The organism is Bradyrhizobium sp., assembly GCF_035273305.1.
Taxonomy (GTDB): Bacteria; Pseudomonadota; Alphaproteobacteria; order Rhizobiales; family Xanthobacteraceae; genus Bradyrhizobium.
Genome location: NZ_DATEPI010000094.1, coordinates 1 through 15,344, shown reverse-complemented (window position 1 = coordinate 15,344; position 15,344 = coordinate 1). Strand labels below are relative to the sequence as shown.

Annotated in this window: 13 protein-coding genes; 7 read left to right on the top strand and 6 right to left on the bottom strand. The window is 60.2% G+C overall.

Annotated elements, in window-relative coordinates; all coding sequences use genetic code 11:
• Positions 1-2,451 (top strand): efflux RND transporter permease subunit (locus tag VJV58_RS05875; protein WP_324136394.1); only part of this gene is annotated, 2,451 nt, incomplete at its 5' end.
• Positions 2,452-2,487: 36 nt separating this feature from the next.
• Here VJV58_RS05875 and VJV58_RS05870 read toward each other — a convergent pair.
• Positions 2,488-3,453, bottom strand: coding sequence for an amidohydrolase family protein (locus VJV58_RS05870; RefSeq protein WP_324136393.1), 966 nt, complete (start codon positions 3,451-3,453; stop codon positions 2,488-2,490).
• Between the two features lie 99 nt (positions 3,454-3,552).
• Positions 3,553-4,971: a TolC family outer membrane protein gene (locus VJV58_RS05865; protein WP_324136395.1), complete on the bottom strand. Its 1,419-nt coding sequence runs from the start codon at positions 4,969-4,971 to the stop codon at positions 3,553-3,555.
• 218 nt (positions 4,972-5,189) lie between these two features.
• On the opposite strand from VJV58_RS05865, the gene VJV58_RS05860 reads away from it, so the two are divergent.
• A complete protein-coding gene (locus VJV58_RS05860; RefSeq protein WP_414641417.1) occupies positions 5,190-7,055 on the top strand; it encodes an acetyl-CoA hydrolase/transferase C-terminal domain-containing protein in 1,866 nt (621 codons plus the stop codon).
• 65 nt (positions 7,056-7,120) lie between these two features.
• Here the strand turns inward: VJV58_RS05860 and VJV58_RS05855 are convergent, their stop codons facing one another.
• Both VJV58_RS05855 and VJV58_RS05850 read right to left on the bottom strand, forming a co-directional pair.
• On the bottom strand, positions 7,121-7,900 hold the full coding sequence (locus VJV58_RS05855) for an enoyl-CoA hydratase (protein WP_324136391.1): 780 nt from the start codon (positions 7,898-7,900) through the stop codon (positions 7,121-7,123).
• Between the two features lie 124 nt (positions 7,901-8,024).
• Entirely contained in the window at positions 8,025-8,660 is a 636-nt protein-coding gene (locus VJV58_RS05850) for a hypothetical protein (RefSeq protein ID WP_324136390.1), read from the bottom strand.
• Between the two features lie 305 nt (positions 8,661-8,965).
• Here VJV58_RS05850 and VJV58_RS05845 point away from each other — a divergent pair, with 305 nt between their 5' ends.
• Positions 8,966-9,511 (top strand): sigma-70 family RNA polymerase sigma factor, encoded by a 546-nt coding sequence (locus VJV58_RS05845; RefSeq protein WP_324136389.1) that lies wholly within the window; start codon positions 8,966-8,968, stop codon positions 9,509-9,511.
• A 2-nt stretch (positions 9,512-9,513) separates the two neighbouring features.
• The gene (locus tag VJV58_RS05840; RefSeq protein ID WP_324136388.1) at positions 9,514-10,152 is read left to right on the top strand and encodes a DUF1109 domain-containing protein; all 639 of its coding nucleotides are present in this window, start codon (positions 9,514-9,516) and stop codon (positions 10,150-10,152) included.
• Positions 10,153-10,213: 61 nt separating this feature from the next.
• Here the strand turns inward: VJV58_RS05840 and VJV58_RS05835 are convergent, their stop codons facing one another.
• Positions 10,214-11,329, bottom strand: coding sequence for a DUF2336 domain-containing protein (locus VJV58_RS05835; RefSeq protein ID WP_324136387.1), 1,116 nt, complete (start codon positions 11,327-11,329; stop codon positions 10,214-10,216).
• 58 nt (positions 11,330-11,387) lie between these two features.
• Positions 11,388-12,539, bottom strand: a complete 1,152-nt coding sequence (locus tag VJV58_RS05830) for a GGDEF domain-containing protein (RefSeq protein ID WP_324136386.1) — start codon at positions 12,537-12,539, stop codon at positions 11,388-11,390.
• A 444-nt stretch (positions 12,540-12,983) separates the two neighbouring features.
• Here VJV58_RS05830 and VJV58_RS05825 point away from each other — a divergent pair, with 444 nt between their 5' ends.
• The 3 genes from VJV58_RS05825 (at position 12,984) to VJV58_RS05815 (ending at position 15,245) form a co-directional block, all read left to right on the top strand.
• Positions 12,984-13,553 (top strand): sigma-70 family RNA polymerase sigma factor, encoded by a 570-nt coding sequence (locus VJV58_RS05825; RefSeq protein WP_324136385.1) that lies wholly within the window; start codon positions 12,984-12,986, stop codon positions 13,551-13,553.
• A complete protein-coding gene (locus tag VJV58_RS05820) occupies positions 13,550-14,245 on the top strand; it encodes a hypothetical protein (RefSeq protein WP_324136384.1) in 696 nt (231 codons plus the stop codon). The genes VJV58_RS05825 and VJV58_RS05820 overlap by 4 nt, the downstream gene beginning before the upstream one ends.
• A 526-nt stretch (positions 14,246-14,771) precedes the next feature.
• Positions 14,772-15,245 (top strand): TIGR03809 family protein, encoded by a 474-nt coding sequence (locus VJV58_RS05815; protein ID WP_324136383.1) that lies wholly within the window; start codon positions 14,772-14,774, stop codon positions 15,243-15,245.
• The last annotated feature ends 99 nt before the right edge of the window (positions 15,246-15,344 follow it).

Here is a 15,344-nt window from a genome sequence, read left to right as displayed (position 1 = left end):
GCCGTGGTGCGCGGCGTCGGCCTGATTCGGTCGATCGATGATCTTGCCAACACGATGGTATCGCAGAGCGGCGGCAACCCGGTGCTGGTGAAAGATATCGCGAAGGTCACCGTCGGCGAGAAGCCGCGGCTTGGCATTGCCGGACTCGATCAGGACGACGACATCGTCCAGGGTATCGTGCTCATGCGACGGGGCGAGCAGAGTTCGCCCACGATCGCGCGCGTCGAGCAATTAGTGGCGTCGATTAACGGTTCGAGCATCCTGCCGCCGGGCGTGCAAATCGAGCGCATCTACGACCGCAAGGATCTCATCGACATCACAACCGCAACCGTGCTGCACAACATGGTGTTGGGCATTCTTCTGATTGTGCTGCTGCAGTGGGTCTTCCTCGGCGATCTCAGAAGCGCGCTGATCGTAGGCGCCACCATTCCGTTCGCGCTGTTTTTTGCCGTCATCATTCTGGTCCTGCGTGGCGAATCCGCGAACCTGCTGTCCGTCGGCGCCATCGATTTCGGACTGATCGTGGACGCTACCGTGATCATGGTGGAAGCGATTTTCCGGCGCCTTTCGCAAACCACGGAGCTTTCAGAGGTCGAGCAGAGCCACATCTCGTTCGACACGACCATGGGCATGAAGAGCCATGCTATCCTCTCGGCCGCCGCCGACGTGTCGCGTTCGATCTTTTTTGCCGCCGCAATCATCATCGCGGCTTTCCTGCCGCTGTTCACGTTGAGCGGGGTCGAAGGCAACATCTTCGGGCCGATGGCGCGGACCTATGCCTATGCGTTGGCGGGCGGCCTGCTCGCAACTTTCACCATAACGCCGGCCCTGAGTGCGATCATTTTGCCGTCGCACATGCATGAAACCGAGACCCGGATCATGCTGTTCCTGCATCGGTTGTACGAGCCCGTGCTGGGCTGGGCGATGGTCAATCGTAAACTGGTAATGGGCGGGGCGGCCGGTCTCGTCCTGATGACGCTCGTGTTCGGTCGTTTGCTGGGACTTGAGTTCTTGCCCAAGCTTGAGGAGGGCAACCTCTGGATTCGCGCGACGCTGCCGCCGACGATCTCGCTGCAGGAAGGCAATGCCTATGTCAACGGCATGCGCAAGCTGATCCGGGCCCGGCCGGAGGTCGAAGCGGTGGTGTCGCAGCACGGAAGGCCTGATGACGGCACCGACGCCGCGGGGCTGTTCAATGCCGAGTTTTTTGCGCCACTGAAACCCTCCAGTGAATGGCCTGGCACGCGTGACAAGGAGGAACTGACCGCGCAATTGCTGGGCCAGTTGCAGGACAAATTTCCCGGCGTCGAGTTCAACTTCTCGCAATATCTGCAGGACAACGTTTCGGAAGCAGTCTCCGGTGTCAAAGGCGAAAACTCCATCAAACTGTACGGCAACGATCTGCAGGCGCTGACGGACACGGCGAATAAAATCAAGTCAGTGCTCGCAACAGTGCAGGGGATCACGGATCTCGCGGTATTCACGTCGCTCGGTCAACCGACGATTCAGATCGATATCGATCGCGCCAAGGCGGCGCGTTATGGCCTTTCGCCGGGTGACATCAATGCCACGATCAAGGTCGCGATCGGTGGGGACAGCGCCGGCGATCTTTACGAGCCCGGAAGCGACCGGCATTTTCCCATCATCGTGCGCCTGGCTCCGGAGTATCGCAAGAGCGCGGAGGCAATCCAGAATTTGCGCATCGGGGCCGCGGGGCCGAATGGCACGATCACCCAGATTCCCTTGAGCGAAGTGGCGTCGATCAACCTGGTTTCGGGCGCGGCCTACATCTATCGGGAACAGCAGGAACGCTATCTGCCAATCAAGTTCTCGGTGCGGGAACGCGACCTCGGTGGTGCGATCCGGGAAGCGCAGGCCAAGGTCGCCGATCAGGTGCAACTCCCGCCGGGCTCGCGGCTCGAGTGGGTAGGTGAGTTCGGCAATTTGCAGGACGCCATCAAGCGGCTCTCGATCGTCGTGCCGATCAGCCTCGTGCTCATTGCCGTGCTGTTGTGGTTCAATTTCGGCTCGATGGTGGACACGCTGCTTGCGATGAGCGTGATTCCGATGGCGATCTTCGGCGGCGTGGTCGGGCTGGTGGTCTCGGGTATCCCGTTCAGCGTATCGGCGGCGATCGGGTTCATCGCGCTGTTCGGAGTCGCGGTGATGGATGGCATCATCATCCTGTCTCAATTTAATCAGCTGATCGACGAGGGCTTTGATCGGGTGAGGGCCGTGATCCGCACCGGTGAGTTGCAATTGCGGCCCGTCTTGATGACGTGCGTCGTCGCCGGCGTCGGACTGCTACCCGCGGCGATGTCGACGGGCATCGGATCGCAGGTGCAGAAACCGCTCGCAGTGGTGGTGGTCACCGGCATGATGCTGGCGCCGCTGGTCATTCTGGTGACCCTGCCGGTGTTGATTTCGTTCTTCTCGCGCCGGCCGAGGTAAATCTCCGATTCGATCAGGCGAGGATCGGCAAGCCGCTCAGAAACTGTAAAGCCGCGCTGGATTGTCGACCAGAATCTTTCTCCTGATCGCGGCATCGGGCGCCCAAACCGGCAGCTGATTGAGCAATCGGCCGTCGTCGATTTGAAACAGCGGCGTCACGTCGGTGGGCTTCTTCCCGGGCGGGGTGACGGAATTTGGATGTGGCCAATCGGTGCCCCAGATGATGCGATCGGAATTTGCCGCAATCAGCGCCTTTGCAAGCGGGACGGCATCGGGATAATCGGGCGCGAGCTTGGAGGCTCGATAGGCGCCCGAGATTTTTACATACGCCTTCCCCGACTTCACCAGTTCGAGCAAATCGGAAAAACCGGGTTGCTCCACCCCAAGCTCTGCCTGCGCGCCGCCGAAATGATCGAACACGACCGGCACCGGCGAAGTGGAGACGAGATCCTTGATTGCCGAGATCATCGGCAGATTAGTGTACAGCTGAACATGCCAGTTGCGGTTCTTGACGCGTTCGGTGGCAGCCTGAAACCGCGGACGGCCGATCGATGGATCATTGACGCCGCCGGTGGCGAGATTGAGTCGGATACCTCGAATTCCGGCCTGGTTCATCGCATCGAGATCGCCCTCTGGGGTCTTCTCGTCGATCACGGCAACACCCCGCGCGGTCGGGCCGCGCGCCTTCATGCCGAACAGGGTAGCGGAATTGTCCGTTCCGTAGACGCTCGGGGTGACGATCACGACGCGCTCGATATGTAGCGCCTTGTGCAGCGCCGTCATCTCCTCCGGCGACGCCGGCTCAGGCGTGTAGACCCGGCCCGAGAAGAACGGAAACTTCTCCGGGTCCGCGTGAATATGGGTGTGGCAATCGCAGGCTCCGGCGGGAACGTCAAAATTGACTGGCGTGGCTGGCTGCGAGGGACTGGCGACAGCGTTTCGGTTTTGCATGGCAATTCCGGCCGCAATGGAGGTCAAAAGAACACTGCGTCGCGTCAGCATCGGTTTTCTCCCTTGTGCGCTGTGTGTTTCTGATTTCGGCGCTTGGGAAAACGTACCACGTCGCCGGCGACCTATGCACCGCAAATCGTACGAGCAATTCTATCGCCCCGAGGGCGTTCGCAAGCCATGCCAGGCGTCGCGCACCTGATGGTAATGCACCTCGGGCAGATAGTCGGGCGTGTTAAGCGCGAGCGTTTTGACGTCGAGCCGGCCCACTGCGCTGAGCAGTGTGTAAGAGGCGATCACGCGGTCGCGTTGCGCGCCAATCAGACGGGCTTTCGCCGAGATCAGATCGGCCTGCGAGTTCAACACGTCGACTGTGGTGCGTTGCCCACCGGCAGCTTCTCGCTGAACCCCCTGCAGGGCGAGGGTCGCAGCGCGCACCTCGGATTCCGCCGCCGTCACCGCAACCTTGGCGCCCTCATTGGCAACCCAAGCGCCGACTGCCGCGGTGCGCGCCTGATTGCGGACTTGGTCCAGCACCAGGCGGCTTTGCGCCGCCACTTCCTTGGCTTGCCGGGTTTGCGATGCCCCTGTGCCGCCATCGTAAATCGGAGCGTTCATCTGCGCGATGACAGAAGCCTGGTCGGTTCGAAGCGTGCTGATGGTGGGGTCGGCCTCGCTGCTGTGGCTTGCGCTGCCCTGCACGGTGATCGAGGGCAGCAGGCTGCTTTCCGCGACATTGATTGTCGTTGAGGCAACATCGACATCGAAGCCGGCCGCCATCACAGCCGGATGCTCCTTGAAGGCGAGAGCAACGGCCTCATCGCGGCTACGCGGCGCGAACCGGTCCACGTTTTCGACCGGGCGCAACTGTGATGGTGGGTTGCCAATCACCTGAGTATAGGTTGCCTGGCTGACCGCGAGATTGACCTCGGCCGCGTTCAACTCGGCGAGGCCACGGCTGAGCCGCGCTTCAGCCTGCGCAGTATCGGTTGGCGTCACGTCGCCGGCGTTGAGACGCTTCTGGGTTATGCCGACTGTTTCCCGCAAGAAGGCGACGTTAGAGCGCTGCGCCACGACCAGGGACTGGTTGGCAAGCACGTTGCTGTAGGCCGTGGCCGCATCCAGCAGCACGCCCTGGCCGACATTGCGCAACGCCTCGCGCCCCGATCGCACCTGCAATTCCGCCACCCGGACGCTATTGGCGGTTTTAAACCCGTTGAATAGCGTCTGTGTCACGGTGACGCCGATGGTCCAGGGCTTCAGGGTCGCCGATTGAATCGTATTGTCCGGGAGCAGGTTGCGAACGGCCTGCAGACCGCCGCTGAGGCTTGCAACGATCTGAGGCCGGTAGCCGGACAGCGCCTGCGGGACGTTCTCATCGGTCGCGCGTTGGCGCGCCCGTTCGGCATTGAGCTGCGGATTGGTTTGATATGCTTTGGCCAGGGCTTCCGGGAGCCCTTCGCTCCGGGCTGAGGTGGCGGCAAAGCTGGCGCAGGTTGCAAACGCGAGACAAATGCCCAATCGGAGCAAGCGCCTCGCTATCTGGCCAACTTTAGCGGCACGCCCAATCATATAATCCCGCAACAATCCGGCCGTCCGCTGCGCCGCCGGCCCCGATATATTCACCTGTTTAGAGGGCGGTGCCTCCACAGGCAAACCACGGCTCACGGAAACCCCATGATTCTCCTCGTTCGCTACGCCTCGGCCGGACGAATATCGAGCAAACATGCGCTAAGCTTGCTACGGGGTCCGATTCCGGGCACCGGATATCGCATCGACCAGGGTTGAATGTGACGCCCAAACTGTTTTCCAGCCCGGAAGCGATTGCGGACCACATCGTTCGCGAGGTCGGGCCCAATCTGATAGTCGGACTACCGCTCGGGCTCGGCAAGGCGAATCACATCATCAACGCGCTGTACGCGCGCGCCGTCGCCGATCGCACCATCAGCCTGACCCTGTTTTCCGCCCTGACCCTGGAAAAACCAAAGCCGACGAATCTGCTGGAGCGGCGTTTCATCGACCCGGTCATCGAGCGGTTGTTCGGCGCTTATCCTGATCTCGCCTATGCCGATGCGGTGCGAAAGGATGAGCTGCCGCCCAACGTCAAAGTGATCGAGTTCTTCTTTCTGGCCGGAAGGTGGCTGCACGTGCCGTTCGCGCAGCAGCATTATATCTCCGCCAACTATACGCATGCCTCCAGCTATTTGCTGGCACGTGGGCTTAACGTCGTCACACAATTGGTGGCGAAGCGCGTCGTCAATGGGGTTACGCGCTATAGCCTGAGTTGCAACACCGACACGACGCTTGACATATTGCGCGCCCGCGCAGAAGGCCGCGCCTCCTTCAAACTTATCGGGCAGGTCAACTCGGAACTGCCGTTCATGCCCGGCGATGGCGACCTTGAGGGCGAACAATTCAGCGCGGTACTCGACAACGCCGCGGTTGACTTTCCGTTGTTCGCGCCGCCTTCGGAGCCGATCAGCGACACCACATACGCGATCGGTCTTCACGCATCGGGCCTCGTGCGCGACGGCGGTACGCTCCAGATCGGAATCGGACAGATCGGCGACGCGCTGGCGCAGGGGCTGATTGTGCGCCAACGCGAGAATAGCCAATTTCTGGACGTCATGAAGCGGCTGACACCCGGAATTGAGCAGCTTTCTGCGTTGCAGGCAGAACGGTTCGAACAGGGTCTTTATGGCGTCAGCGAAATGGTGACCGAGGCCTTTTTGGGCCTGATCGACGCCGGTATTCTCACACGCGAAGTCGATGCAGCCGTGCTGCACGGCGCGTTCTTTCTTGGACCAAAATCCTTCTATCGCGGGCTGCGCGAAATGACTCCGAGCCAACTCGCGCGGATTCAGATGAAGGCCGTCTCATTCACGAACGAGCTCTATGGCGATGAAGCTGCGAAGCGGCGCGCCCGCGTCAACGCTCATTTCATCAACAATGCAATGATGGCAACTTTGATGGGGGCAGCTATTTCCGATGGCCTGGAAAACGGACAGGTCGTGAGCGGGGTCGGTGGGCAGTATAATTTTGTGGCGCAGGCTTTCGCGCTCCAAGGCGCGCGTTCGATCCTCACAGTCGAAGCGACCCGGCAGGCCGGTGCCAAAAAGCAATCCAATATCCGTTGGAGCTATGGTCACGAGACTATCCCGCGGCACCTGCGCGATATTATCATCACGGAGTATGGCGTCGCCCAACTCAGGGGAAAATCGGACGCCGACGTGATCGCCGCGATGCTACAGGTCGCTGATTCGCAATTCCAGGACGAACTTGCGCGTGAGGCGAAGGATGCAGGCAAGCTGCCGAAGAACTTTGAAATTCCGGGCGCCCACCGGGACAACTATTCCGATCGTATCACGAGCGCACTAAGACCCGCGCGCGCCGCGGGCCTGTTGCCGTCGTTCCCATTCGGGACCGATTTCAACGCGATCGAGCAGCGGCTCATTCCAGCGTTGCTACTCCTGGAGGAGGCGCAACGTGCACCGCATAGGCTGGTCCGATTGTTTTGGCAGGGGCTGACACGCGCGCCGGATGCTGATGACCATGCATGCCTGGCGCGGCTCGGTCTTGATCCGCCGGCGACGTGGCCGGAACGGACCTACCGCACGCTGGTCATCGCGGCCCTGGCGAGCATCCCGAAAACATAGAGAGGAGCCGGATTTCCATCGGTCTTGTTCCCGTGCTCGCGGCGCTGGGGTGGCTGTAGGATGAGCTACCTGTTCTTGTTGACCGGTTTCCGCTTTTCGATGAACGCCGCCATGCCTTCGGAGCGATCCTCCAGCGCGAACGTTGAGTGAAACAGGTCGCGCTCGAGTTCCAGTCCTTCCGAGAGCGGCGTCTCGAAGGCGCGGTTGATGGCGCTCTTGGCCATCTCCGCGGCGGGACGCGACATCGACGCAATTTTTTCCGCGGCCCCTAGCGCTTCGTCCATCAATTTGTCCGGGGGAACGACGCGGCTGACCAGACCTGAGCGCTCTGCCTCGGCGGCATCCATCATGCGTCCGGTCAGACACAGGTCCATCGCTTTGGACTTGCCGATCGCGCGCGTCAGTCGCTGGGTTCCGCCGATACCGGGTATGGTGCCCAGGGTAATTTCCGGCTGGCCGAACTTCGCGGTCTCAGCAGCGATGATGACATCGCACATCATTGCGAGTTCGCAGCCGCCGCCAAGTGCGTATCCGCTGACAGCCGCGACGGTCGGTTTGCGGCAACGGGCTATGCGATCGCCGCCAATTGAAGCGAAATCGCTGGAAAAAATGTCGATGAAGGTTTTCGGCTGCATCTCCTTGATGTCGGCACCGGCGGCGAAAGCCTTTTCGCTACCAGCAATCATGATGCATCCGATTTTGTCATCGCTTTCCAGAGCGTCGACAGCCCTGGCGATCTCTTTGAACACGCCAAAGGACAGCGCATTGAGCATTTTCGGGCGGTTAAGCGTAATAACGCCGACCTGACCTTTGGTTTCGATGATGATGTATTCGAACGTGCTCATGTTCACTCCGCGCCTGATCGGGCCAATTTGCCTGCTGGCGGGGTGCTCATCAAGGGCAGTGATGCCGAGGTAAATGCGTTCACGCGTGAACGCAGTACGGTCGCTCGGTGAGTAGAGAAGCTGTTTACGTCATGAACATGCGCGCTGCGGAGGCCATCGTCAGCAGCGCTCCAAAACCGATGAATATCTTCCCGATCAGTGACGTCTGATCCCATGCAGAACCGCCTTTGGCGACGGCGGGAGACGAGTCAGCCGGCGCCGCGGTATCCGCGGCGGCCATCGAGAGGGGCGCCGCCGGAGCAGCGCTGGCAGGCGGAGAGCTCGGTTGCAGCGCCCGATCGAGATCGTTCAGCTGATCGGCAGCGACGATCTGAGTGTCTGGCTGGGGCTGGGCTGCGGCCATAAGGATGTCGGCCGCGCGGGCAGACATGGCCTTGGCGGCCTTGCCGGTCGGTGTTTCGGCATCCTGCCATTGTGCCTTGGCGTTTGCGATGAAGGGCGGGATGGCAGTCGAAGGCTCGCCCGGTTCGGTCGCCTTGGTTTTCCGGTCGACCTCTGAATTGGTCACCATCTTCGCGGAAATACGGCCAGTATGCTTCTTCGGGCGTGACTGCCGCTTCACCTGTTTGTGGAGTGTAAGCGGGGCTGCAGTTTCAGCGGTGGACGGGGTGTCCGCGTCAGGCGCCGCTTGTGATGGCCCCGCGAAACAGGCAAGCGCCGTCAGGATCAAAGCCGATCGCCAACAAAAACTGATACTCATTCGGCAATCTCCCCATACGCAAGTTCCCCGCTAAGCGAAATGAGAACGCTCCAGGTGTCCGCAGCACGGCAAAAAAGGGGAATTTTCGGGCTGTAGCGGACCGAAACTGGGCAGGACAGGCCTCCAGTTGGCACGCCGATGTCGATCGGCATGAGGATGTCAGCGGGAATGGAACGATGTTATGAGCGTGGCGGCCAATGCGCCGTTCCGTTTCGGATCAGCTGTGAGCGGTTCACGACTTCGTGATTGGAAGCCTCGCTCGTAACAAACTGAACCTTCGAGCGAATTACACGGTGAGAACACACGTGCGCGAACGTGAAGACGACTGGACCACCCTGATGCGGGCGGCCATTTCCGGCGATAGCGCGGCGTATCATCGTCTGCTCAAGGCCGTCACGCCTGTGCTGCGAGCGGCCGCGAAACGGGGGCTGGCACGGGCCGGCCAACCGGTCGATCAATCCGAGGACATCGTGCAGGACATTTTGTTGGCGGTGCATCTGAAACGGCATACCTGGGACGCCAATGCACCGTTCGCGCCGTGGCTGTTTGCGATTGCGCGCAACAAGCTGATCGATTCTCTGCGCCGGCGCGGTCGCCGGGTCTTCGTGAATATCGACGATTTCGCCGAAGTCCTTCCCGGCGAGGCCGCTCCGGAAACCCCACCTGCCACCGAGGTCGCGGCGCAACTTCAGTCGTTGCCGGCGCGCCAGCGGCAGGTACTGCAATCGATCGCCGTCGAAAGTGCATCGATCAAGGACACTGCGACAAAATTTGCGATGAGCGAGGGGGCCGTGCGCGTCGCCCTGCATCGCGGGCTTGCCAGCCTCACAGCCAAGCTGCGGGAGCATTGAGCATGGAAACGGACCAACTCATCCGAACGCTTGCAGCGGATACGCGACAGCGCGCCTGGCCGGTCGGACTGGTGCTGGCCGTGGCATTGCTTGCTGCCGGGCTGGTTTCGATCGCGATGTTTTCCGCTGCGCTGGGCGTCCGTCCGGACATCAGGACCGCGATGCATAATCCGTTCTTCGATCTGAAATTCGCTGTCACGCTAGCGCTGGCGAGTTCAGCCAGCGTTGTCGGTCTGCATCTGTCGCGGCCGGAAGCGACGCTGCGCGGATGGGCATGGCTGCTGCTCATTCCGCTTCTACTTTTGGCTGGCGGAATTGGATGCGAGATGCTGCTGCCTCAACACGTACCGATGATGACGCGCATGATCGGCAAGAACTGGAGCCTTTGTCTCGTCGCGATTCCGGTGTTGTCGCTTCCGCTGTTGACCGCGGCGCTGATCGGCTTGCGCCATGGCGCGTCAACGCGGCCGGCGGTCACCGGTGCGATCGCGGGGATGTTGTCGGCAGGTCTGGCGGCGACGCTATACGCGTCCCATTGCACGGACGACTCGCCACTGTTCGTGGCGACCTGGTACACGATCGGCACGGCACTATTGGCCGTGATCGGCTCGGTGGCGGGAGCGCGAGTACTGAGATTCTAAATCTCGCATCCCCAAACCGAGGGATCGATTTTCAAGGAGACAGATAGCTAATCTGGGGCGCTCACCCAGCCGGAGCGGGTGAAGTGGTTTGCTGCATGCGATGAAACCGCAACACCTGCTGCGCGGTGGAAGGCCGCAACCGCTCGTAAGTGGCCTTGCAGGCATGAAGGTCAGTGGGCTCAAGTCCTGAGAGCTGGTCACGCATGTTGATGATTGCTCTGACCGTCAGCCACGACAAACCCGAGACCTTCGCCAGGATCATCACGCCTTCGGCACGGGTTTCGACCATCATGTTCTCGGCGATGGATATAGAAACATTCGCGAGCACCGCAAGCGCGGCATTCGCCTCGTCGAACTTGCGGGCATCCGCAAACGCCGCCACCTGATTCTCATCGAGCCTGCCGTCCTCGTAAAGTGATTTGACCAGGGCGTGCGCGATTGCCGTTTCGCGTGTGATCGCGGACGGCGCGCAGCGGGCTCGTCGTATCGCCTCCTGCACCGCGTCCGGCACATTGGCCGCATCTTGCGGGTTTGCGGCTTCAAGCCGCGCACGGACGGTGGCGGATGCTTTCGCAAGGAGTTTTAGATAAAGATGCCGGGGAATGGTCGGACGCATGCCAAGGCATGTCGTAAGGTCGTCATCGCCCTCGGCGCGGTTGACCAGACGGGTAAAGCCGTTTTCTGAAAACTCCGCCCCAGGATTTCTAAGCGTGTTCTGGATCACCTCGTCATCGCCGCGCAGAACCAGCACGTCGGTCACCGCGCCGCTCAAGACCCTTCGCCTCGAAATCGCGTTCAAATGCGCTTGGCTCTTGTTGAGCGCAGTCTCGATCAATGTGTCGTCGTCGAGCTGCTCCGATTGAGACAGCACGGGAGCTGCGACCTCGATAAGATCATCGAATGCGAGCGCACGAACAGTAAGTGGCGGCGCGGTGTCGATGGGAGCGAGGCGATTTGAAAGTAGCGCCTTCGCTGAGGTTTCGATGTGCTGGATGAGGCACTGGAAAACGTCATCGAACAGCGCGATCTGTTCGTCGGAAAAATCGACCGCGCCGTTGATGAAAAGATCGGTGACACGGCGCAGCGTTTCGACTCGGCGCGCGACAGGTCCGTGCGCGAGCGTTGATTGCAATTCGTCGAGCAGGCCTTCGGTTGTAGCAACAGATTTCGAACTCATGACTCTATCCTGGAGCATAGCAAGCCGGACGATGTCTTCATCCGGCAAACAGAGATGATCAAGATCGGGCGATTGCGATGCGGTTGCGTCCTCGTGCCTTGGCTGAGTACAGCGCCGCGTCAGCGCGAGCGAGAACAGCATCCGGGTTCTCATTCGCTGCCAGCGTTGCGATCCCGGCGGAAATCGTCACTCTCAAACCGGGCGAGAGTGCGCTCCAGTCGAGATCGGCAATGATCGATCGCAAGCGATCGATGATGCGTGCAGCGCCGTCAATCGACGTATCTGGCAGCACCAGCAGAAACTCCTCGCCACCGTAACGGCCGAACCTGTCGATGTTGCGGATATTGGCGAACAAGGTAATCGCGAACGTCCTGAGCACCTCGTCGCCGGTAGGGTGGCCGTAGGCGTCGTTGATTCGTTTGAACCAGTCGAGATCGATGAGCGCTATCGAGCAGGGGGTGTTGCTGCGTCGCGCACGAGCGATCTCATCCTCCAGCATCCGCATGATGCAGCGACGGTTGAACGAACCCGTCAACTCATCGAGTTCGGCAAGCTCTTCGATGCGCTTGTTGGCAGCTTTGAGTTCGAAGCTACGTTTATAGAGCATCTTTCGGAGCGAGCTTCCGTAGAGGCCCAAAAACGCACATTGGCCAATCGTAAGAACGAAGCAAAGCATCGCCGCAAGACGTTCCGTATCGGTCTCGACCGGCATGCCGATCGGCATGCGCGTGAGCAGGAATATCGGAGCCAGGCTTATTGCGGTGAGAGTCCAGGCGACAGTTGCCTGCCGGGAGGTCATGCGCAGCGCGCCGAACTCGAAGATCAGGAAAAGAACACAGAGGAAGGCGTACCCGATTTGCGGCGCCGCCAACAGAAAACCAAGTTGGAGCGCAACATGTCCGCCGACCTGAAACAGAGTGAGATAGTGATCCTGGAACCTGTCATTGATGTGTGTTTCGGACAGGAGCAAAAAAATGCCAATCAAACCGGTGCCGGACAGGAAATAGGCTGCGGGTACCGAAATGGAAATCGTGCCGGCGTAGCAGTAAACCAGCAGTACCGATGATATCAGCGAGCAACTGACCGCCTGCACGCCAAGCATTTGGCGGCGCTGGCCAACCCGGCGCCCCAACATGTCAGCTGACGGAAGCTGGGCGTCAGCAACCGCGCCAAGTCCCTGATCCCCAAGCGATGAAGCCGCGCCGATCATATCCAGCCGCAATGCGATGTAGCCGGGACGAACCTTAGGGAAGAAAGCCTTTAGGTTTGGTATCTTTTGGGGAACCCAATCATGTCCCCCGGAGCCACTGCTCGGCTTGTTTCGCCGCGCAAATCGGGACAGTGGCAGGTAGCTCCGCCTCTGAAGACGGAAGGAACGCGCGCTCTTCGGGCGCAACGCGGGCTCCTTAAGTTCCGGGTAGTTGTGGTGGTGTTTTGCCCCCCGAAGCGAGTAAGGTCCGCGACTCATTGATCTGAGTCAGGAAAAGCGTTCCGTATTATAATACCCCAACTCGTTTACGGATCTGATCGGCTAATGCCCTTCCGGTCGAATTCACCAGATCTGCAATCACGTTATGGCAGCAATTTTGAAAAATCTCCGTATTCCGATCGAACCAGCCGGCAACCCCATGAGACCAATGTTGCGAGGCAGCCATTGAGTGCGGCGCAGGCAGCTTCGGACGATGTCCTGATCGCCAGGATTGCTCAAGGCGACCGCCTCGCGATGCAGGTGCTGTACGGACGGCACCATGTGAGTGTGTTCCGTTTTGGGCTTCGGCTCGTGCGTGACGAGCAGGTCGCGGAAGATCTCATCAATGAGGTTTTCCTCGATGTATGGCGCCAGGCTGGCAAGTTCGAAGGCCGATCCGCTGTTTCCACCTGGCTGCTGGCGATTACTCGATTCAAGGCCCTATCTGCGTTGCGACGCAGGAGTGACGTTGAGTTGGACGATGAGGCGGCCGGTGCGATCGAGGATGCGTCGGACGATCCCGAAGTGGCGGTACAAAAAAAGGACACTGGTGAGGTGCTGCGCAAGTGCTTGATGGCACTTTCGCCTGAGCACCGGGAGATCGTCGATCTGGTCTACTACCACGAAAAATCCGTGGAAGAAGTCGGTGAAATCGTCGGTATTCCGGAGAACACTGTGAAGACGCGCTTATTCTACGCGCGAAAGAAACTGGCCGGACTGCTGAAAGCGGCAGGCGTGGAACGAGGCTGGCCGTGATGGCGATGAGCAAAAAAATGCTGGAGCGAGAGCCCAGTGAAATCGAGATGCTGTTGCCCTTTCATGCGGCCGGCACACTACATCCGCGGGACTCGCGCCGCGTCGATGAAGCGCTTGCCCGAGATCCCGAGCTTGCGCGGCAATATGCCGTGATCCGGGAGGAGTACGCCGAGACCATTCATTTGAATGAGAGCCTGGGCGCACCATCCGCGCGAGCCATGCAGAGGCTGTTCGCCGCGATTGATGCGGAGCCTCGACGCGAGCGCTCCTCATCGCTCAACTTATTCGCGCGGCTTACCCGTTTTTTCGCAAGCCTGTCGCCTCGAACCCTGGCCTGGTCCGGAAGTGTGGGTGGCATGGTGCTTGTGTTGCAGGCGGGTGTAATCGGCGCGGTTCTACTCGACAATCAGGCCTCCAGCTTACAGACGGCCAGCCCAGCTGAAAACGAGCCGAGAACCCGCGATGCCGGCGCGGGCGCGCCGTTGCGCGCTTTGGTTCGCTTCAAGCCGGATGCAAGGGCCGCCGAAATCACCTCTCTGCTCGATAGCTATCATGCCTCGATCATCGAGACGAAGGGTGGCCTATTCCGGCTTCAATTCGGCCACAGCGCACTAACAAAAGATGGAATTGCAGCTTTGACGGAGAAACTGCAAAGCGAGAAGATCATCAGCCTCGCGTTGCCGGCATCTTAGAACCGCGCGGCAGTCCATTTTTGTCAATCTCGCGGTCCCAAGAGAATCGAAAAAGCCGGTATTTGGGGCAGGCGAGCAGGCCGGCTGCGCAACAAATTTCCGCTCAAATAAATTGAAAAAAATCGCACGCGGGTTGAACGCCCAATGACCCTAGTGCGACCTAATACTTGGGAGCGACAATTCCTCCCCATCGAGGCCGTATTCGGGCGCGAGCGCCCATCCACCCCAGCGCCCATATGGCTTGACCCGTCCGGCTGTCCCCCCGGACGGGTCTCTCGTTTTCCGGATGGCTGTTTGCTCCAGGCCGGGAACGAGTCCCGTCACCACAGCAGGAACGCCAAATGCGCCGTCGCTTGATCGGGGGTATAGGACCGACCCCGCAGAACTACGGCTATCTATCGATCACGATCGTCCAGTAGTGTTCAGTGGTGGACTTCGCCAAAGTTTTCCACAAAATATATCGGCCGCGTCTGAGTGATTCGTCTCCGTTGCGTCCGCGTCTGCTTCTCTCCTTGCGGGCTGGTTCATGACCTATCAACTCGACGTCGCAGGTGGGCGCGATATCGTCGCGCGTTGGTGCACGCTCGCCGAACAGCGGCTGCAATACCTCACTGAACTATTCGAAACCGGCCGATGGAAGCGGTTTTATACAGAAGTAAGCTTCATCGAGAACATTCACGAGGCCAAGGCCGCGGTTGACCTCTGGCGGGACCTATTGTCACGCGGGAGGTCAGATCGTTCGCCGCCCGGCATGTCCCGGGTAGCGATGTCGGAGAGCCTGCCAACCATCGAAATGGTGCGCAGGCAGATGGGCCGGATGCCCCAACAGCCGGCGCTCCCCTCCGCGAGCTCACCGCCGATCTTTTCAGTGGTCCCGGAAGCAACCAATCTTCAATCTGTAAAGGTGCATCCCACGCCGGCGATGCCAGGCAACTCGCGTATTCGGCCGACGATCAACTCGATCGCAGACCGCTATCCAGTGCTGCGCAACTCACTTTAGGTCGCAATCGCGCTGTGAGCCGTAGCGACGCTCGTGTCTGCAGGCTAATCGAACGCGACGCCGACCCGCTTTTCCTTTCGCCAAACGACGTGGCACGGC

Bases quoted from the DNA above. Each gene is read 5' to 3' on its own strand.
- VJV58_RS05835 (WP_324136387.1), bottom strand. From the start codon at position 11,329: ATGAGTTCGAAATCTGTTGCTACAACCGAAGGCCTGCTCGACGAATTG.
- VJV58_RS05865 (WP_324136395.1), bottom strand. From the start codon at position 4,971: ATGATTGGGCGTGCCGCTAAAGTTGGCCAGATAGCGAGGCGCTTGCTC.
- VJV58_RS05840 (WP_324136388.1), top strand. From the start codon at position 9,514: ATGGAAACGGACCAACTCATCCGAACGCTTGCAGCGGATACGCGACAG.
- VJV58_RS05855 (WP_324136391.1), bottom strand. From the start codon at position 7,900: ATGAGCACGTTCGAATACATCATCATCGAAACCAAAGGTCAGGTCGGC.
- VJV58_RS05870 (WP_324136393.1), bottom strand. From the start codon at position 3,453: ATGCTGACGCGACGCAGTGTTCTTTTGACCTCCATTGCGGCCGGAATT.
- VJV58_RS05815 (WP_324136383.1), top strand. From the start codon at position 14,772: ATGACCTATCAACTCGACGTCGCAGGTGGGCGCGATATCGTCGCGCGT.
- VJV58_RS05850 (WP_324136390.1), bottom strand. From the start codon at position 8,660: ATGAGTATCAGTTTTTGTTGGCGATCGGCTTTGATCCTGACGGCGCTT.
- VJV58_RS05830 (WP_324136386.1), bottom strand. From the start codon at position 12,539: ATGATCGGCGCGGCTTCATCGCTTGGGGATCAGGGACTTGGCGCGGTT.